15 protein-coding genes are annotated in these 19,037 nt (G+C 42.2%); 9 read left to right on the top strand and 6 right to left on the bottom strand.

Annotation, left to right across the window (positions count from 1 at the left end; translation table 11 throughout):
• Nucleotides 1-306: 306 nt before the first annotated feature.
• Nucleotides 307-2,778 (bottom strand): GH116 family glycosyl hydrolase, encoded by a 2,472-nt coding sequence (locus tag TOL9009_RS0118230; protein WP_029634056.1) that lies wholly within the window; start codon nt 2,776-2,778, stop codon nt 307-309.
• A 700-nt stretch (nt 2,779-3,478) separates the two neighbouring features.
• On the opposite strand from TOL9009_RS0118230, the gene TOL9009_RS39655 reads away from it, so the two are divergent.
• Nucleotides 3,479-5,623, top strand: coding sequence for a tetratricopeptide repeat protein (locus TOL9009_RS39655; protein ID WP_260675917.1), 2,145 nt, complete (start codon nt 3,479-3,481; stop codon nt 5,621-5,623).
• A gap of 51 nt (nt 5,624-5,674) precedes the next feature.
• Here the strand turns inward: TOL9009_RS39655 and TOL9009_RS39650 are convergent, their stop codons facing one another.
• From TOL9009_RS39650 to TOL9009_RS0118205, 4 genes are all read right to left on the bottom strand, one after another.
• Nucleotides 5,675-5,935: a type II toxin-antitoxin system RelE/ParE family toxin gene (locus tag TOL9009_RS39650; protein WP_051502946.1), complete on the bottom strand. Its 261-nt coding sequence runs from the start codon at nt 5,933-5,935 to the stop codon at nt 5,675-5,677.
• A complete protein-coding gene (locus TOL9009_RS0118215; RefSeq protein WP_029634055.1) occupies nt 5,935-6,222 on the bottom strand; it encodes a type II toxin-antitoxin system ParD family antitoxin in 288 nt (95 codons plus the stop codon). Before TOL9009_RS0118215 ends, TOL9009_RS39650 begins: the two co-directional genes overlap by 1 nt.
• A 304-nt stretch (nt 6,223-6,526) precedes the next feature.
• Nucleotides 6,527-6,916 carry a type II toxin-antitoxin system VapC family toxin gene (locus TOL9009_RS0118210; RefSeq protein ID WP_029634054.1) on the bottom strand — a complete coding sequence of 130 codons (390 nt, stop codon included), beginning with the start codon at nt 6,914-6,916 and terminating at the stop codon, nt 6,527-6,529.
• Nucleotides 6,913-7,149 (bottom strand): type II toxin-antitoxin system Phd/YefM family antitoxin, encoded by a 237-nt coding sequence (locus TOL9009_RS0118205; protein ID WP_029634053.1) that lies wholly within the window; start codon nt 7,147-7,149, stop codon nt 6,913-6,915. Before TOL9009_RS0118205 ends, TOL9009_RS0118210 begins: the two co-directional genes overlap by 4 nt.
• Nucleotides 7,150-7,258: 109 nt before the next feature.
• On the opposite strand from TOL9009_RS0118205, the gene TOL9009_RS0118200 reads away from it, so the two are divergent.
• The 3 genes from TOL9009_RS0118200 (at nt 7,259) to TOL9009_RS0118190 (ending at nt 11,561) form a co-directional block, all read left to right on the top strand.
• Entirely contained in the window at nt 7,259-8,299 is a 1,041-nt protein-coding gene (locus tag TOL9009_RS0118200) for a CHAT domain-containing protein (protein WP_029634052.1), read from the top strand.
• A 545-nt stretch (nt 8,300-8,844) separates the two neighbouring features.
• On the top strand, nt 8,845-10,971 hold the full coding sequence (locus TOL9009_RS0118195; RefSeq protein WP_029634051.1) for a di-heme oxidoredictase family protein: 2,127 nt from the start codon (nt 8,845-8,847) through the stop codon (nt 10,969-10,971).
• A gap of 224 nt (nt 10,972-11,195) precedes the next feature.
• Nucleotides 11,196-11,561, top strand: a complete 366-nt coding sequence (locus TOL9009_RS0118190; RefSeq protein WP_029634050.1) for a DUF6464 family protein — start codon at nt 11,196-11,198, stop codon at nt 11,559-11,561.
• 78 nt (nt 11,562-11,639) lie between these two features.
• On the opposite strand, the gene fmt is transcribed toward TOL9009_RS0118190, so the two are convergent.
• Nucleotides 11,640-12,644, bottom strand: a complete 1,005-nt coding sequence (fmt, locus tag TOL9009_RS0118185) for a methionyl-tRNA formyltransferase (RefSeq protein WP_029634049.1) — start codon at nt 12,642-12,644, stop codon at nt 11,640-11,642.
• A 969-nt stretch (nt 12,645-13,613) separates the two neighbouring features.
• Here fmt and TOL9009_RS0118180 point away from each other — a divergent pair.
• The 5 genes from TOL9009_RS0118180 to minC all read left to right on the top strand — a co-directional run bounded on the left by TOL9009_RS0118180 (nt 13,614) and on the right by minC (nt 18,990).
• A complete protein-coding gene (locus TOL9009_RS0118180) occupies nt 13,614-14,885 on the top strand; it encodes a hypothetical protein (protein ID WP_029634048.1) in 1,272 nt (423 codons plus the stop codon).
• A gap of 92 nt (nt 14,886-14,977) precedes the next feature.
• Nucleotides 14,978-15,595 carry a transglutaminase-like domain-containing protein gene (locus TOL9009_RS0118175; RefSeq protein WP_029634047.1) on the top strand — a complete coding sequence of 206 codons (618 nt, stop codon included), beginning with the start codon at nt 14,978-14,980 and terminating at the stop codon, nt 15,593-15,595.
• 180 nt (nt 15,596-15,775) lie between these two features.
• Entirely contained in the window at nt 15,776-16,438 is a 663-nt protein-coding gene (locus TOL9009_RS0118170; RefSeq protein WP_029634046.1) for a magnesium transporter, read from the top strand.
• Nucleotides 16,439-16,443: 5 nt separating this feature from the next.
• Nucleotides 16,444-17,769 (top strand): four-carbon acid sugar kinase family protein, encoded by a 1,326-nt coding sequence (locus TOL9009_RS0118165; protein WP_029634045.1) that lies wholly within the window; start codon nt 16,444-16,446, stop codon nt 17,767-17,769.
• Nucleotides 17,770-17,985: 216 nt separating this feature from the next.
• Nucleotides 17,986-18,990, top strand: coding sequence for a septum site-determining protein MinC (gene minC / locus TOL9009_RS0118160; RefSeq protein WP_029634044.1), 1,005 nt, complete (start codon nt 17,986-17,988; stop codon nt 18,988-18,990).
• The last annotated feature ends 47 nt before the right edge of the window (nt 18,991-19,037 follow it).

Here is a 19,037-nt window from a genome sequence, read left to right as displayed (position 1 = left end):
TAGTTTTGGCTCAATCTAGTAATATTTGCATTTTCTAAACTAGTAATGTTGAGTCTTTCCTTGGCTCAAACCTAACCACTACTCATCTTTTCTATTGCTTCTTTAAATAACCGGAAAATGTAACCATAGATGTAGAAATATTTTTGCTCAAGACTTATCGCAGATTTTCTATAAGTATGCGGGTTTAATTGAGTTGACCTAGTATATATAGGTGTATAAATTAATTATGGGTTGCCTGAAACCCTTGTAGAGACGCGAAATTGAACTTCGTCCCGCTTCACTAACGCGTCTCTACAAGGGTTTCTACTATTCACCAATAACTAAGTAAATAGCCCAAATTGCCATTGGACGGAGATAAGTACTGGCACGAAATGTACCAGATGCGGTGATTGCTTCTGGTGTGCGGAATTGCAGACCATTGTCATAAATTTGCTGGACAACAGCTTGCGTCAAGCGAAATGCTTCGTTTTTCATTTTCATTTGTACCAGAAAAGCTGCCAGCCCAAAGTTAATTCCGATCCAAACTTCTAGAGGATGAGTAGCTTGAGGATTTTCTGGTGAACCATCAAGACGAAGACCGTTAGCAGCACCAAATTTGCCATTATGGAATTTGAGAAAACAAGTATTATAAACTGTTTGTAAGGCAGAAAAAGCGCGATCGCCTGAAACAATATCAGGTAAATTTAACAAACGAGCATAAAATTGACCGCATAATTGATCTGCCATTACCACATCAGAACCACTTTCACTATCAAGTCGGTAATATTGACCATTCCAAAGTTTTTCTTCGTAGATAGAGCGAGATTGTTCTAACCAACCCTCATAAGTAGATTTTCTCTCTCTTAACTCCTCTGCGACGGACACGTTCCTCAACGGGGGGGAACCCCCGCACGGAAGTGTCCTCTTCTCTGCGCCTCTGCGGTTCGTAATCAGAATATCACTTATTGCGATCGCTGCCTCTAAAGCCGCCAACCACAAACCACCACAATAAGCACTTATACCTAGCAACCGCCAATCATCAAAAGTTTGGTCAGGGGCACCGGAATTTTCTGGGATACCATCACCATCAATATCAAAATCTTTCACATAATCAAGAGTCTGCACGATCGCATTCCAGCAATCACTTAAGAATTCTATATCATTAGAACCCGTAAACAAAAAGTCACGGTATACCTGCAAAACAAAATCACAACCTAAATCCTTCCATAAATTACAATCTTGATAGCTGGTATAATTTGTTTTCTCCCAGACGTGTTCATTCGGTGCGCCTAAATCGTGAGGTGTTGCGCCTGCCGCTTTCCGGATTGCTCTCGGACTTTCTGTTTTGATAGTCAAATAGTAGCCAATGATACGCTCAGTTTCATCACTTTTTGGAATAGCCCGTGCAAAGGCACGAATTACCGCTTTTTCCAGTTCCGGAAACAGCATCAATAAAGCAAAGGAACCATATAACCGGACATCAAGACTTTCATACCAGCGGTAATCTAAACACTCTAATACTGCAAATTGACCGATAGGATCAAGTTCTGACGCTGCACTCCAGAGAGTACCACCGCTAGTGAGGTTGTAAAGCTCATTAAACAAAGCCATTTTGAACCAATTTGGCAAATCTTCGCGGTTGAGAATTGGTTGTTGCCAAGTTTGAATTTGCGATCGCCAACTTTGATATTGTTGAAGAGCAAGAGAAGCGATCGTCCAAGCATTCTTGCCACTGCGACCAAAAAAATCTGTATATCTGCGGTAATAGTTGATTCCAGAGGCAAATTCTGTCACCGGAAAATCCCAACTAAGAACAAAGGGAATTTCTAAAGTTTCCCCAGGTTGCAGAGTAAAACGAACCGCAAGCGCAACTCCTATTTGTTCCCCCACAGTTGCCGATGTTCCATCAAGATAATTCGTCAAAGAACCATCTTCTGCGAAGCTTTGCCACACATCCTCACCCGTGCCAACTGGGTTCCAGCGGCTATGGTAGAATAATTCAACTTGGGGATGTTTTACGCTAGCAATGCACCATTGCCCTTCACCTTCTTTTACAGGTTCATTAATACCAGCTTTATCCAACTCAAACCCAATATATTGACTATCTTCAACTCTTGTGTTATAATTGCCTTCGCTTTGACCCAAACGCGGTTGATACTCGTAAACTGGACTACCATCATCGCGCACTCGCACTTCAGGCGATTTGACAGCATTAGTAAACCAGCCCACCATATTTTGCCAAGTGAGCATAATGCTTAAAGTAATAGGTGCATCACTTGGGTTATGAGCAGTCCAGACAAACATCGCCACCGGATAGCTAGTTTCTTGGTAATTATTTGCCCATACAGGCGAAAACTGCTCGCAAGTTAACTGTGATTGAAACACATTTTCATACACAAACCAGCTGCGCGGATATAAAGCGTGATAATTTCCCGTAGTGACGCGATTCATCGCGTCCCCTTCCGGATACCACTTCCACCCAGCCAAACTCTCATCCTCAGGAAGTTGCGTACACAAAGCGTATGCTTGAGAAGATGTCCCATCTGACTCAAAGACACTAAATTGACAAGCGGGGATCGTTTGAAAAGTATGTTCCCCCCCGTCAATATGCCAAAGGTTAAAATCTCCCCGTGAAGAACGACCGATACAACCAGCACCGAAACCTCCTAGAGGCATTCCATGCCAGGGACCATCATCAATATTGCTGGCATAACGAACAGTATAAGGTTTGTCCCACCCTTTACCAATGGGACGGCTCCAAGCGCAAGAAGGAATTTCTGGGGAAAATTGATTTGTCATCGCCTGATGTTATAACATGCAGTCACGATTAAGAAGACTAACGCATTGGTGTCACTTTTCTCAAGTCATTTATTCAGTAAACCAAAAAGTTTTTTAGAAGCCTTGCAATGTGGGCATCTAGGGCGAAGGTGCAGTACAGTCAGACCTCACTTCCATTCCTCTCTCCTGCAAGGAGAGAGGCTTTGATTCTTGCTCCCCTTCCCTCTCTTCTCCTGTCGGAGACGCTGCGCGAACGAGACGCTTCTCTTCGAGAGGCTTCGCCAACGCGAACGTAGGGAAGGGGTTGGGGAGCCAGTGCGTTGGGCGGCTCTGCCGACTTGAAGCACCTGGCGTGGTTAGGTCTGTATTGCATCCAAGCGCAACCCGCTATATGCGATCGCACTATGCTAATAGTGAGGGTTGGGGATTATTTATGGTTTATTTTAACTTTTTCAATTTACGAATTTTCCCGTAATTACAGTTGTTTGTGCTGAAATACTCCTTTGAATGCTTATGTTGATGTTTTACTTGCAACTATATAATGTGACCTCTTGCACTCATTCCCCTAACACCCCACCCCCAGCCCCTCCCCGCAAGCGGGGAGGGGAGACTTTGACGCAAGTCAAAGGCGGGGTGGGGTTCTTTTTTTGATTTATGCAAGAAGTATAATGTGACGTATTAAACCAGTACAAGCCTTCAAGAATCAATAAACGAGGGTGATATGCCAGAAGAAGACCGCAGTGCCAAAGTTGGAGGGAGCGCTGACCGCAGCGCGATTATTACTGGCGATCGCAATACCGCTACTATCACCATCACTAACTACTATTATCGTGAAAGTACAACAGTATTACCTATTGAATCTACTGATGCTGCTGACGAAATTCTTGCCTGCCCTTATCGTGGTTTGTTTCACTTTGGTCCCGATGATGCGGAGTTTTTCTTTGGACGTGAGGTATTTGTAGAAGAACTATTCGCAGCGACTCAAAACCGTAATTTTATACCCGTGTTAGGTGCGTCGGGAAGTGGGAAATCTTCGGTGGTGTTGGCAGGATTAGTGCCAAAGCTGCAAAAAGCAGCTCGCTGGAAGTTTACCCATTTTCGTCCTGGTTCCGACCCTTTCCATGCCCTAGCTTTGGCGCTAGTTCCCCTTTACACACAAAATCTGGATGCTACTGATAAGATCATCCAAGCTCGTAAGTTGTCACAATCCCTTGGTGATGGTGAAATCTCTTTAGCTGATGTATTTGCCCAGATTCACCAAAATCACCCCACGGATCGGGTGTTGCTGATTGCCGATCAATTTGAAGAAATTTACACTTTATGCGCGGATCATAAAATTCGCCATAGTTTTCTAGATAGTTTATTAGTCAGCTTTCAATCCTCTGCTTATCAGTCCCAATACAATCATGTGCTAGTTGCAACCATGCGGGCAGATTTCTTGGGGAATGCTCTGTTATATCCCCCTTTTGGAGATGTATTGAAAACTGATATCAAGCTGATCAGCTCGATGAAGCATGATGAACTTTCACAGGTGATTGAAAAGCCTGCTGAGAAGTTGGGGGTGACTTTTGAAGGGGGACTGGTGGAACGCATATTAGATGATGTGGAAAAAGAACCGGGGAATTTACCTCTTTTGGAGTTTGCGTTGACGGAATTGTGGCAGCAGCGAAAGGGTAAACAGTTAACTCATACAGCTTATCAGCACATAGGTAAGGTGCAAGGTGCCTTGGCTCGTCATGCAGATCAGAATTATGGTAAGTTGAGCGTAGCCCAGAAAGAACAGGTACGGCGGATTTTCATCCAATTAGTGCAACCGGGTGAAGGCACACAAGATACGCGACGACTGGCAACGAAAGCCGAATTGGGTGAAGAACGCTGGAAATTGGTGAAACAGTTGGCAGATGATCGATTAGTAGTCACCAGTCAAAATGCTGCTAACCAAGAAACTGTGGAAGTTGTTCATGAAGCGTTGATTCGTAATTGGGAAGAACTGCGGCAATGGATGAAAGCAGACCGTAGCTTTCGCGCTTGGCAAGAAAGGCTGCGGTTTGCAATGCTGCAATGGCAAAAAATGCAACGGGATGAAGGGGTATTATTGCGGGGTGCAGTGTTAAAGGAAGCGGAAGAAAAGCAGAAACAACGCCGAGAGGAACTGAGCGCAGCAGAGCTTGAATTTATTCAAGCTAGTGTAGCACTGCGTCAAGGTAGTAAGCAGCGAATTTACTTGAGTTTGGGGGGGATTGGGAGTATCCTTTTACTGCCGCTGGGGATTTGGGGTTGGTTGAATTATACAACTTCCGGGCAATTGACTCAAATTCGCTGGCAATTGACTAATGTGAGCCAGCAGATAAGAAATCCTGAGTATCAATCACAAGCGGCTGTTGCCTTTCTTAAGGATAAAAATTCTGCTCAAGCCTTGAAGCTTATCAGCCAGATTCAGGATTCAAAACCCTTAATAGCCATTGCCGAAGCCTATGGCAAGCTCAACCAACCCGAAAAAGCCGCTGATTTGCTAAAGCTTGCGATCGCCTCTGCCAACCAGATTCAGGAGTCCTTTTCCAAAGCCTATGCCTTAAGTGCCATTGCCGAAGCCATTGGCAAGCTCAACCAACCCGAAAAAGCCGCTGATTTGCTAAAGCTTGCGATCGCCGCTGCTAACCAAATTCAGGATTCCGATGACAAAGCCTATGTTTTAAGTGCCATTGCCGAAGCAGAAGCGAACCTGAAAAACTGGGGACAGGCACTGCAAGCTACGCAACAATGTCCCAGTGACGATTGTAAGGTGGAATCGCTGGCGAAGGTTTTAACGGTTCATGCCGAGCAGCAGCATCCTGAGTTGAAGGAGGAGGAGAATGAGGAGGAGTGAACTTTTTTTCAAAGTAAAAATTATTGAAAAAAGGCATCGATATCTCTTGCACTATGAAGAACGCGCTCTTATTTCGATTCCATCTTCAATTTGTTGGTAAAAGATGAAGTAACGTCCAGCAGGAAAACTTCTCATTCCATTTGAAATTTCACCTCTTTCTCTGCCCATCTCAGGAAACTGAGCCAATGTAGCAAATCGCTCAATTATGCTATCAATAAGTCGATTTGCACTATCCTGGCTCTCATTAGATATATACGACCAAATATCATCAAGGTCTGAAGTTGCATCACCAGTAACAACTATACGGTTCATTATTTTGCCTGAGAGTTCTCTTTTTTCTTTTGCCCTCGTTGTTTTATTTCCTCACCAAGCGTTTTTATCGACTCGGTATCATAGACAGTAAATTCGCCACGTTCTATTTGGTCAATACCCTTTTGAATTTCTTTTTTTAGCTCCAAAAGCCGAAATTCTTTAACTTTATCGTGTTCCTGTAGGAGTCGTAAACTTTCGCGGATAACTTCGCTAGCTGAGGTATAAAGTCCAGTAGCTACTTTATCGTGGACAAGCTTTTCTAGTTCTGGAGTCAGTGAAATGTTCATAAAATTACCTGGTATGCGGGAAACAACGAATGCGTCTATCTTAATAAAATTAACAAACTATAGCAATTTTCGTTATTATCTTACACAATATACGATAAGTGCATGAAAAAAATCCTCATCCTCTCCGCCAACCCTAAAAACACAAGTAATTTGCGCCTAGATGAAAAGGAGGAGGAGGAGTGAACTTTTTTTCAAACAGCGATAATTAACGAACAGTAAATCATCCCGTAGGGTGCGTTATGCCTACGGCATAACGCACCTTGAATTGTTGGTGGTGCGTTGCGCGACAACACACCCTACTGGACTAGCTTAATGTTTGCAACCAAGAAACACCCGTCAGATTGCTATCGACTGTAGCTAATTTCAAATTGTAGTGAACTGCTGTAGCTGCAATAAATCTATCCGCTGGGTCTTGCTGCGGTAGTTCAATATGGCGACTTAAAATAGCAATTTGATAAACAAGGGGAGCCTCAAGAATTTCTAGGGTTTGTAAGGCTAAATCGATCCATGCAACTGCATCAGGTTGTAACGAGATTCGTCCCTTTTCTGCTAGGATTAACGTTTCCCAGATACTAATAGGACTAAGCCAAAGCTCGGTTGTTTCCTCTGCAATTACGGTTTGGAGGTTGGTAGATAGACGTTCGTCACCCAGGAGATACCAAAGCCAGATGTGGGTATCTAGTAAAAGTTTCACTGAAGCACTTCCCAGGTCTTAAGAGGAACTGCTGGAGTTATTAAATCTCCAAAAATTTCCCCGCTTCCTTTCATTGCTCCAAAAGTTGCACGTTTGGGTTGAGTTGTCGCAGGAGATATAATTACTAATGGTTTGCCTTCATGGGTAACAGTTAAGGGTGTTTTAGTACGTTGTACTTCTGTTAATAGTTTCTGAAGATTTTCAGGTAATTCGTTGATACTAATTTGTTGCATTTTGGGTCTAATAGCTTAGTTTATCTTTTTTCTCCCCATTCTATCTGTATGATACTGCAAAAATCCTCTCCTTAATTTCCTGCAACACATCACCATATCAAACAACACCATGAAAAAAATCCTCATCCTCTCCGCCAACCCTAAAAACACAAGTCATTTGCGTCTAGATGAAGAAGTGCGGGAAATCAAAAACACACTTGCTATATCTCCCCATCGAGACGACTTTCAACTCATCACTGAATCTGCGGTACGAGTGGATGATTTAACCCGCTTTTTGTCTAATCATCAACCAACAATTGTTCACTTTTCCGGACATGGCTCTGGTACTGATGGATTAGCGTTGGAAGATAATTCTGGACACAAGCAAGTTCTCAGTACACAAGCCCTGGCAAAGCTATTTGATTTGTTTCAGTCACAGGTGGAGTGTGTTTTACTCAACGCCTGCTACAGCGAAGCACAAGCCACAGCAATTCACCAACACATTGATTGCGTAGTGGGGATGAATCAGGCGATTGGAGATAAAGCGGCGATTAAGTTTAGTGTCGGATTTTATACAGCTTTGGCTGCGCTCAGGAATTATGAAGATTGTTTTCAAATGGGTTGTACCTCCATTGATTTGCAGGGAATTCCAGAGTATTTAACCCCTGCGATCAAAATTAGGCGACGGCGTTATCAGACAGTACAGCCAACAAATCCAGTAAAATCTGACAAGGATAATAATATGAGTAATGATAACAAAAGCGGGCAAAACCGTTCAGTTTCTATTGGAGGTAATGCCACTGGTAGCGCAATTATAACGGGAGATAGTAGCACTGCAAACGTCAATTTTCAACAAGTCAGTTTACCTGAACCTGCAAGCGTCAACATAGAGGCAGAACTCAACGCCTTACGTGATATACTAGCGAAGTTAGAAACCTCAGACCGTCGTAAAATTGACAATGCCTTTGCTGATGCCCAGGAAGAGCTAAATAAGCCACAGCCAGATAAAAACGAGGTGGGTAAGGCATTAGACCGAGCTTTTGACTATGCCAAGAAAGCCGAAGGATTTGCCTCGGCGATGGAAAAACTTCAGCCACATCTCGCTAAAACTACTGCTTGGCTAGGTGACAATTGGCACAAATTGCTAAGTTTGGTGAATTTAACAATTTAACTTTTGACTTTTGTCTCAATAGTCATTGTCAGCTACACAAATTCCCTTACATTTAATACCGTTCGTAGCTGTGCGCTGACAATGAGAACATAGAACAGTTTCGTTTTCTGTTTCTTGATTGAGCTTTATTAGAGTGCAAGCAGGTAACTTGTCTTTTTCAGTCTGGAGTTTTACAGTCATAAGGACAGAAGCATTCGTGACAGGTTAAGACGACAAAACTATTAGACATCTCCAGAAATCCATTATGCGTTGCCCGAAACCCTTGTAGAGACGTTCCACTGGAACGTCTTTACGTCTTTTCTGGAGATGTCTATTGGTCAATTCCCAATTACCCTTAATCTTAAACCAGGTACTGGAAAGTGTAGCACAGCGTAAATCAACCACCTATTCCAAATCGCCAAAAACTTTGCCCTATAAGCTTTTTGACTTTTGAATGCGTGACTTCTGCGTGTTTAATTTACCTAAAATAAATTTTTATGTTTTTTACGTGTAATTACTGGGCATTATGTTAATACTGAGTCAAAACCTTTTTAAAGTATTTTAATATGAAACCCCAGAAAAGCAACCCGAAAAAGAGTTTAATTAGGGAATTATTTGCGAAAAAAGCCCGGATATTCTGGTTAATTTGGATGTTTATCATGGCTTTTGCGGGTATTTTGCTATCAAATAGTTTGATGGGAAACCAGCAAGCTTTCGCTACGTACCCTAGAAATGACTTTCAACTTTTACAACCTGCTCCAACTCAACCAATAAGCTATTATGACTATTTTGGCAAACTGCTTAATCCTAGAGCAGCAGCGAAGTTAGTTAAACAGCAAGGACTTAACCCTAGTGCTCCCATTTCTTATCAAAAGGTAGGAGCAGTTCAAATCACTCAGGAATTAATCAACAAAGGGGAAGATATATACTTCAATCGGAAGATTGGTGATACCTTTGGTCTACAAGGGGTATTTGGTTTTGCACAAGGTTTTGCTACCATTGTGCCAGAAATTAGAACAGCGATCGCACAGTTGGGTGGTCAACCAACAACAAACTTACAAATTAGCCTTCAGAATGATATTGTCTTAGGTAGCCGGACTTTTCCTGCCGGAACTGTGCTGAATACAGGTTTAAAAGTGGAAAAGGGAGGAACTTTTCCTTTGGGATTTTTACCTGACGAGAAAACTGGCACAATTGGAATTAGCTGTGCAGCCTGTCATGCGTCTGTTTCAAATGAAGGTAAACGGCTGGCAGGAATCCCAAATGGTGAACTTGCCATTCCTTTGTTAATTGCATTGTCACCAAATACATCTGCTGGGTTTGCACGGTTGAACTTTAATCCCCTAGACCCACAATATCAAGGTAATGGTAAGACTATTATTGACAGCAAAGGTCAATCTGTAAAATTACCTGACCCTGAAAAGTTTGAAAAAGCCTTCGATGATGCCGTTTTGGATGTACCATTCGGTAATTTTGAGAGTTCACCGGATGGCATTAACAATACCACTCAAATTCCCAGTGGTTTCACCTTTAAGAATCATCCTTATTCAGCTGACGGACAGAGTGCTGTTGGTCCATTTGCTGGACTCAGTGTATTCAACAATGCGGTTCACTCCTCGGAAATTAATCTGTTAGCAGCTGCTCAATTAAGTCAAGAAACTCTGAAGATTGACTCAGAAGTATATATTGGTACATTTCTTCAGAATGCTGCCGATCCAAGGTTACGTTTACCAGATGGAGTGAAACCTTCAGTCTGGCTGCGACAGAAGCAGCAAGAATTAGGTATTCCCTTCGCAGAATTGGAAGACCAAATTTCTGCTCCCGGTGCGGGTGATTATCCCAATCTAAAACCTAGTTTAGCTACATACAATGGGTTATTTTTCAGTCCCAATAGCGACAACCCAAACGACATAGCCAGTGGCAAATTCTTCTTTGCAAATAATGCTATGTCTGCTTTCCAAAATAGCTTAGTACCACCTGCAAACCGCACACAGTCAAACTGGAAAGCCTTAAAAAGTGGTTCGGTGCAGCGAGGAGCAAAAGTGTTTCAGAAAGCCAATTGTGCAACTTGCCATATTCCCCCCTTCTTTACCGACAACACAATTCATCCCATTGATGAGATTGGTACTAACTCAGCCCGTGCCAAGTCTCGCTTAGGACTAAATAACTTGTTAGTGGAACCGAAGTTATACACTTTTGATACTACCGTTCCTGTGTCTGCTAACGCACAAGTACTGGACGTACCAACAGAGGGTATCTCCGAGAGTCCTACAACATTACCCAAGGGTATATTACCGAATGGTGGTTACAAAACAACGACTTTGCGAGGCTTATATTTCAGCGCACCCTATTTACATGATGGTGGTGTAGCAGTGCGAGAAGGAAGCCTTGCATTTTTTCCTGATGGCAGATTTCAGGTTGTTGATCCCAGTGGTTTAGGATTAACTGGTACTCTAAGCCAAGGTTTAACTGCCGATCCTGCTAGCAGTTTACGTGGGTTATTAGATCGGGAACTTCGTGAGAAAGTTGTGGGAGCCAACAAATTGAATCCTGCTTTAAGTCCAGAGCGAAGTAACCTAGATGGCACAGGTCATGAGTTTTATGTAGATAATCAGGCTGGGTTTAGTCCACAACAACAAACAGACCTGATTAATTTCTTACTAGCACTTGATAACGACCCTGGCAACTTTTAATAGATGAACGTGCCTAACATCTTCTAGGGCAAAGTTCAGTGTCGCTTTTTTGCGATCGCACCTGCGGAATATGGGCTGAAGTCCTCGTATTATCAACAGAGGACTTCAGTCCTCACTACGCAAGAATAATTTTAATAAATCGTTAACTCTAAGATAAACTAGGCAAAATTGGGCAACAAGATTGCGTTACCATCCTAATAATGTAAACCTAATTACAAAAGCTTATGGAGCCATCTCTTTCAACCGAGGTGATTCTGACGCATCCGCGCCAATCCCTCGGCAATGTACAATTTGATTGGACACCGCAACCCGGAAACTATCTCGATTTGGAAGGTAAAACCTACGCAGTTTTAGAGCGACGCCACAGATATCAGCTTAAGGCAGGACGTTACTGTTTACAAAATATAGCTCTTTACGTACAATCCGCCAAACGACCATCAGAGAATAGTTTCGTAAACGGACGTTGGGTAGTCGGAGATGCCACCTGCCTCTATAATGCTAATTCAGAAATTATTCGCTGTGCAGTTAACCCAGAAGGACCCTGTGATTCTTGCCGTTTCTATGAAAAGTTAGGAGTCGCAAAGCTGTAGAGACGTTCCGGCAGAACGTCTGTACTAAAGTTAGGAGTCAGCAATTCCCTTGTCCCCTTGTCCCCTTGTCCTCCACTCCTAACTCCCACCGGCAAACGCTTCTCCTACAGTTAGTCGGGTACCATTAACAAAATCCCAGCCTGATTGAGGACGTTTGCCGGCTTGCTGAACTTCTCGTAGCAATAATAAACCATCGCCAGTTTGAGCGATCGCTCCTATTCCCTTGACAATGCTGACCACAATTCCTGGATTACTTGACATTATTGACAAATCAGGCAACTTATGCTGTATTTCTTGTAATTCTGGTGGTAACTCACTCCAAAAAGCAGAACCAAGGGGAGCAGTGGCAGTAATTTTTAGCGGTTGGTTACGAAAGGTGGCAGTGCAGTTGGGATAAAAGCCTCTAATTTGATTGTGTAATGCAAAAGCGCTTTTTGACCAATCCAACGCATAATCTGGTTTTTTAATTAAAGGTGCATAAGTAGCTTGTGAATCGTCTTGAGCAATTGGTTGAATCTGTTGCCCTTCTAGCTGAGATAGCGTTTCCACCAGCAAATCAGCACCAATTAGAGATAGCCTAATTGCCAAATCTTGAGCATTATCCAGTAATTTAATTGGTGTAGTCGCTTTCAGCAGCATCGCTCCGGTATCCATCCCCGCATCCATTAACATTGTCGCGATCCCGGTTTCCTTCTCACCGTTATACAAACACCACTGAATCGGAGCCGCACCCCGATATTTTGGCAAAATCGACCCATGTACATTAATACAACCCAATTTGGGCATATCTAAGATTTCCTGAGATAAAATCTGCCCATAGGCAACTACGACAAACGCATCTGCCTGTAATTGTTTAAGTTTAGTTAAGGTTTCAGTATCTTTTTTTATGCGTTGGGGTTGCCATATTGGTAGGTTCGCAGCAGCGCTGACAGTTTTTATCGGTGATGGTGTAAGTTTGTTACCCCGTTCCCGGCGTTTATCTGGCTGGGTAACTACTGCCAAAACTTCAAATTCTGGATGATTCAGCAATTTTTCGAGGGTAGGTACAGCAAATTGGGGAGTACCAAAAAATACGACTTTCATAAGGGACTGGTTGTACTGGGGACTGGGGGATTGAGTATTTTGTTTAAGCTAACTAAAAAATTGCTCATTTAGCTGTAAAATAATTTCGTGCTTGTAAAAGACAGCATCGCTAACCAGGGTTATAATAAATCATCTGGCAGATAAGCCAGTATGAAGCGCATCTACTTTTGGCTTTAATTCCCTTGCGATGTCTAAGAACAAAACGTTCTGAGTTTACGCACTCAATATCGTTCCTAATAGTTCCCAAAGACTTCGGCTTTTGTATTCCGTTGATATCAATTAACTAGTAGTTTGCTTAAGTAAGCATTGTAACTTCAATTGCAATGTCTGTCTTTTGGTAGATGCAAGTAGTACTTTTAGAGTATTATTGGTTGTGCCTTTACCAAATTTTTCAGTAAGGTCATACTTTTACAGTTATCGGGGTCTCGTGTGTGGCATGAAATAAAAATAGGCTGCCTATAATAGGTTAGCTTTTAGTTTTATTAAAGCCACAAGAAACAAACACGTCATATGAGCGCAGGTTGCCAGTAAAAGTAGTAAGTACAATTGATGCGTTCAACACCCGAATCGGGCGATCGCGAAGCGCGCCCTACCGCCCTACCGCCCAAAGGGCGTTTGCTTCGTTCTGAAAAAACGAAGAAGGGGTTTTCTTCTATGAAAACCTCTTGGCGGTAATAAGGGCGATCGCGTTTATTTTGGTGTAGTTGAGTTTTAGCAGCGGCGAATTTCTGTATATCAGTAGTTCCTCTATGCTGAGTGTCAGTACGTTGCTAGCATATTCAAAGTAAAAACTCAGTACTTTTTCAAGGTATAGGGCATATTACCTGGGTTATGTAAAACTGTGCAAAATTTGAATAAAATATCTCGTTCAACCAATTGGTTTGTTGTTATACATATAATGTAGTTTGCCTCATTACTGTCTCAGCAGGTGCTCCTCGCACAGCAACCCGCCCTCTAGAGAGTTAAAACATGCTTAAAACCCTTTTGCTGTCAGGATGGTTCCGCGTACAACCATTCAGGAAGTATGTTGTCGTAGTGCTTTTGATCGCACCTTTAGTGGCTGCATTGGGTCACTCTAGTTCAGCGAAACAATCACAGGTAGCTCAAACCACTCCTGCGTCAGGAAACTCTGACTCAGAATCAGTGCAAATGGCTGCTGTTAACCTGGAAATATTACCTTTATCAGATGAAATGCAGCCTTTGACAGCAGAAGATGATTCTCTGTCAAATGAAGAACCGACTGTTGACCCTTTGGCAGCAGTTGAACTCGCACCATTAATTAAGGAAGAGGGATCTACTTCCGATCCCTTAGCAGCGGTTGAACTCGCACCATCCACGAGTGTATCTGCCAGTCAAAATAATTTAGTCCAAAGATTGAAAGCTGGTAAGCTCAACTCTTTGACAAGCGAAGATACTATTATCGCAATAGATAAGCCTGCTGATGAATCATTAGACGCAGCGACAATCTCGCCGGCAACAGGGCGATCCCAACCAAATACAACAAACATAAATGTAACTCCCAACCCTGATGAGTCTCAAACAGCACAATTAGATCCCATAGGAAGTCCTTATCCGATTCCTTGGCAATGGATACAGTCAACTCAAGAGGCTATGAGTTCCAAGGGTGGTGGAGTGCGCTATTACCGCAGTGTACCTGTACTTTCTCCGGATGGTAAATATGCTGTTTATAGCCGCGTACAATTAGAAGTCAAGCCCCAAATGCACAATAGCCGGGTTAGCAGTGTTCTGTTTATTGAAGATAGGCAAACCAAGAATTTACGGGTAGTGTCTTCAACTTCTTATAATAGAGATGCGCTATTGAAGGTTAAAGTATCATCACCAGATCCTAACGGTGAAGGGACTATTGGCGTTTTAGTTCCTCTGAGTTGGTCTCAAAAAGGCGATCGCTTTTTAGCACGTAGATTTGAAGCAGTATTTAATACATCTGATGCCTCAGATAGCGCGGTTATTTGGGATCGACAAAAAAATAATACTAATATTGTTGCCCCTAGCAATGGTAACGAAGAAGAGCATGATAAAATTTCCGTGTTGTTAGGTTGGAGCAAAACTCAGCCTGATAATGTTATGTTCCGTACTGGTGAATTAGGAGATGAAAACTGGCCTTTAGTAACAGTTTCTAGCGATGGTAAAACCGGCGCAGCAACTGAGGTAGATCAGCCGATTACTTATGGTGAACAAGTCAAACAAGTTTGGGCAGGTCCACAAGTGGCTTATCGATAGTTTATACAAAATCTTCTTATTATTCTCCCGTTGTAGCGATCTATAACGGGAATTTTTTGGGCATTGGGCATTGGGCATTGGGCATTGGGCATATGGAAGAATATCTCAAAGCAAGTGAAGTGATTGATTGGCAACATCCGACAATTGTGGAACTTGCAAAAAATATTGCATTAAAATATCAAACATCGGAAGCGATCGCTAAAGCTTGTTTTGAGTGGGTAAGGGATGAAATTTATCATAGCTACGACTATCAAATGAATCCTCTAACCTGTCGAGCTTCAGATGTACTCAAATACAAAACAGGTTATTGCTTTGCCAAGAGTCATTTGCTCGCAGCACTATTAAGAGCTAATAGTATTCCCGCAGGATTTTGCTATCAGAGATTGAGCATTAACGATAATGGTGAACCTTATACCTTACATGGTTTCAATGCAGTTTACTTACCCCAAATAGGTTGGTATCGTGTTGATGCGAGAGGAAATCGTCATAATGTTGATGCTCAATTTGTCCCCCCAAAAGAGCAATTAGCTTATAAAATTCAATTTCCCCAAGAAGCAGACTTTGAGAACATTTTCTCTGAACCATTTTCGCTAGTTGTGGAGGCTTTACAAGCTTATAGTCAATGGAATGATATACTTCTTAATCTTCCAGATGTTTCTTTGGAATTGTTAGAAAAGTATAATCTTGTTTTGAGAACTGATGTTAATTAACAATTGTAGAGACGTTCCGGTAGAACGTCTCTACGACGTTTTCGATGTTTTAGCCAAAATACCAAAAAAGTCTGGAAATCGTCTCTAGAGATAGACAATTAAGGCGCTGTCCCCCACTGCCTCATTCACAATAGTGTTAATATTGGTACGCAACTCGCACTTCAATAGGAGTAACTAGTTGTGCAGACAGATTTGTTAGGTTTAGAAATTAGCAAAGGGGAACTCAGACGTTTGACAGGATTCGATCCAGATGATGTCTTTCGACCCTCCATTATCAAAGATAAAGAAAAACGATGGGGATTTTTCTTAAATGAAATGCTTGTGGCTTTAGCGCTTACCCCGATAATTGTCGGGTTTATTTATGCATTTATCATTTTGCCGACAATTGGGTCTTCAGTTTTAATCGGAATCAGTTTACTAACTATTGTACCAATTGCCGTACTTTTTGGGCGGTGGTTGTGGCGACGAAAAACCTGTCCCCATGCACTGACAAAACTTTTAGATGAAGTTGATAAATATCATGGAGTTATTCAAGCAATAGATATTAACGATCAACTGGCAACATCGGGAAACGAAAGTACTATCAATGATAGGGACAATGTTATCGCGGCTTTGCAACTTATTAGAGAAGATTTAGTTCGCGCTATGAAAACAGAGCGTATTTTGCGAGATAATAAAAAATTACTCGCAAATAACCAAGAGTTATTTGTGAATAATTTAGCGAATCTGCAAGATTTACAAGTTAGTAGTCAGGCAAGCGAATACGCTCAACTTCTGAATGAATCATTGCAGATTGCCGTTGAGGTACAAGCGGAGATAAGAAAGTTACATTCTTCTAGTTGATTTTAATGAGCAAAAAACCAAAAATAATTGTTTTGGATGATGACCCTACAGGTTCTCAAACTGTCCACAGTTGCTTGCTATTGATGCGCTGGGATGTGGAAACTTTACGCACAGGTTTACAGGATGATTCTCCAATTTTCTTTGTACTAACTAATACAAGGTCACTACCTCCAGAATCAGCCGCATCGGTAACTAAAGAAGTTTGCCATAACCTCAAATTAGCGTTAAAAACTGAAGAAATTAACGATTTTCTGATTGTAAGTCGTTCTGATTCGACTTTAAGGGGACATTACCCCATTGAAACTGACGTTATTGCTGCTGAACTCGGTCCCTTTGATGCTCATTTTCTCGTACCTGCATTTTTTGAAGGAGGACGCATCACCCGTGATAGTATACATTACTTAATTATCGACGGCGTACCGACTCCAGTACATGAAACTGAATTTGCCCGTGATTCGGTTTTTGGCTATCATTACAGTTACTTACCTAAGTATGTAGAAGAAAAAACTCAAGGACGTATTAAAGCTGAAGCAGTAGAAAGATTTTTACTGTCCGATATTTGTGCTGGTAGTCTGGAAAGGCTAATGAAACTGAGCGGTAATCAGTGCGCTGTCGTTGACGGTGAAACTCAAGCTGATTTAAATCGCTTTGCTTTATACGTGCTGAATGCAGCGAGTCAAGGGAAACGCTTTTTATTTCGCAGTGCTGCGAGTATTTTAACTGCTTTGGCGGCATTACCTCCCCAAGCGATCGCAGCCGAAAATATGGGTTCTTATGTCCGTGAAGGTAAACCGGGTGCAATTATCGTCGGTTCTCATGTCAAAAAAACTACTCAGCAGTTAGAAAAATTATTACAAGCTGACGGTATACTAGGAATCGAAGTCAATGTACAAAGATTGCTTGATGAGCCAAATCAATCTGCTACACTGCTAACTGAGATTGTTGAAAGTACCCAAGCAGCACACAAAGCGGGAAAAACACCAGTAGTTTATACTAGTCGTCAGGAACTTTCTTTCAAAGATGTAAAAACACGGTTGGACTTTGGAGAAAAAGTTTCCGGCTTATTAATGGATATTGTCCGGGGTTTACCATCTGATATAGGATTCTTAATCAGTAAGGGTGGTATTACCTCAAATGATGTCTTAAGTAATGGTCTAGGTTTGATAAAAGCGCGTTTACTCGGTCAAATTTTAGCTGGTTGTTCGATGGTAATTACTCCCAACGATCATCCCCAGTTTCCTAACTTGCCAGTGGTGCTATTTCCCGGTAATGTCGGTGATGCTGATGCTTTGGCAACTGTATATCGAACATTAACTAAAAATAGTGGGTGAGGATGTTGTTGCCTACAACTAATCTAATATTAAACTTCTTGCACTTATTTAGGGAAAGAATAAAGGGAAAACGCAAAAGAGGTCAGAAAAAGCTTTTACCCTTGCCCACAAGAGTCTAAAAGTCAATGAATGAACTCTTAACAGATCGGGTTCAGAAAGAAGTATGAAAATCCCTCTTCCCTAGTTCCTAGTCCCTTTTGTTTTGGCTGGTGTCAAATGACTGGTGATTATGCTATTTCCGATTTAAATTCTGCCGATAATAACGCAGAGTCAATTTCTAATTTTTCTGATGTAGAAGCAAATTCTACCCCAGGTGATACAGAGTCAAATTCTGTCCTTCCCGATCGCGAGGTAGATTCTGTCCTCGTCTATTTACAGTCTAATTCTGAATCAACCGATCCTGAGCCAAATTCACCGACCGAGGAAGATGTAAAATCAAATGCCGACGCTGATGTAGATTTCACTGAAGTACCGTTGTTAGATAGCACGGTAGACAATAATATCCAAGTTCAGTGGAAAAGTGAGTCAGGAAGGCTGTTGTTAATTTTACCAACAGAATCCCAAGTGCCTCCCTCAGAAGTCAGCTGGTCGGAAATTTGGCAACAAATGAAACTGCGGTTAAAAGGTGGCGATCGCTTTCGTTTACCGAACACACCAGTGCATCTAGTGGCACGCGATCGCTTGTTGGATACCAGACAACTCCAAGAACTCGCCGAATCTTTAAATGAAGTCGAACTTCAGTTAAAATCAGTTTCTACCAGCCGTCGGCAAACAGCGATCGCTGCGGTATCATCTGGCTATTCTGTAGAACAAGTACAAGCTGAATCTACTCTCAATTTAGCCTCACAAACAGCCGCACAACCCCTAGCAGATGCCCTTTATCTGCAAATGACCGTGCGCTCTGGACTCGAAATTCGTCACCCAGGTAGTGTAATTATCTTGGGAGATTTAAATCCAGGTGGTATTGTAGTCGCAGATGGAGATATTCTAGTTTGGGGTCGTCTACGTGGAATTGCTCACGCTGGTGCCACTGGCAATCGCGAGTGTCTAATTATGGCTGTACAAATGGAACCTACCCAATTGCGGATTGCCGATGCTGTCGCTAGGGCACCCGAAACATCCCCGTTGCAATTTTTCCCAGAAGTGGCACATATCACCCCTGAAGGAATTCGCATTTCTAAAGCAAGTGATTTTTCCCGCTCGCAATTAAGTAAGATTTAAGATTTAAGGGGAAAGGGGAAATTATAGCCAAGCTATGGAGTAAAGTC

The sequence above is a fragment of the [Scytonema hofmanni] UTEX 2349 genome (assembly GCF_000582685.1).
Lineage (GTDB): Bacteria > Cyanobacteriota > Cyanobacteriia > Cyanobacteriales > Nostocaceae > Hassallia > Hassallia hofmanni.
The sequence above is the reverse complement of the archived record's forward strand: the minus strand, read 5'-3'. Positions and strand labels throughout refer to the sequence as shown.

Bases quoted from the DNA above. Each gene is read 5' to 3' on its own strand.
- TOL9009_RS0118230 (WP_029634056.1), bottom strand. From the start codon at position 2,778: ATGACAAATCAATTTTCCCCAGAAATTCCTTCTTGCGCTTGGAGCCGT.
- TOL9009_RS0118195 (WP_029634051.1), top strand. From the start codon at position 8,845: ATGAAACCCCAGAAAAGCAACCCGAAAAAGAGTTTAATTAGGGAATTA.
- TOL9009_RS0118215 (WP_029634055.1), bottom strand. From the start codon at position 6,222: ATGAACATTTCACTGACTCCAGAACTAGAAAAGCTTGTCCACGATAAA.
- TOL9009_RS0118205 (WP_029634053.1), bottom strand. From the start codon at position 7,149: ATGCAACAAATTAGTATCAACGAATTACCTGAAAATCTTCAGAAACTA.
- TOL9009_RS0118175 (WP_029634047.1), top strand. From the start codon at position 14,978: ATGGAAGAATATCTCAAAGCAAGTGAAGTGATTGATTGGCAACATCCG.
- TOL9009_RS39655 (WP_260675917.1), top strand. From the start codon at position 3,479: ATGCCAGAAGAAGACCGCAGTGCCAAAGTTGGAGGGAGCGCTGACCGC.
- fmt (WP_029634049.1), bottom strand. From the start codon at position 12,644: ATGAAAGTCGTATTTTTTGGTACTCCCCAATTTGCTGTACCTACCCTC.
- TOL9009_RS0118190 (WP_029634050.1), top strand. From the start codon at position 11,196: ATGGAGCCATCTCTTTCAACCGAGGTGATTCTGACGCATCCGCGCCAA.
- TOL9009_RS0118180 (WP_029634048.1), top strand. From the start codon at position 13,614: ATGCTTAAAACCCTTTTGCTGTCAGGATGGTTCCGCGTACAACCATTC.
- TOL9009_RS39650 (WP_051502946.1), bottom strand. From the start codon at position 5,935: ATGAACCGTATAGTTGTTACTGGTGATGCAACTTCAGACCTTGATGAT.
- TOL9009_RS0118200 (WP_029634052.1), top strand. From the start codon at position 7,259: ATGAAAAAAATCCTCATCCTCTCCGCCAACCCTAAAAACACAAGTCAT.
- minC (WP_029634044.1), top strand. From the start codon at position 17,986: ATGACTGGTGATTATGCTATTTCCGATTTAAATTCTGCCGATAATAAC.
- TOL9009_RS0118165 (WP_029634045.1), top strand. From the start codon at position 16,444: ATGAGCAAAAAACCAAAAATAATTGTTTTGGATGATGACCCTACAGGT.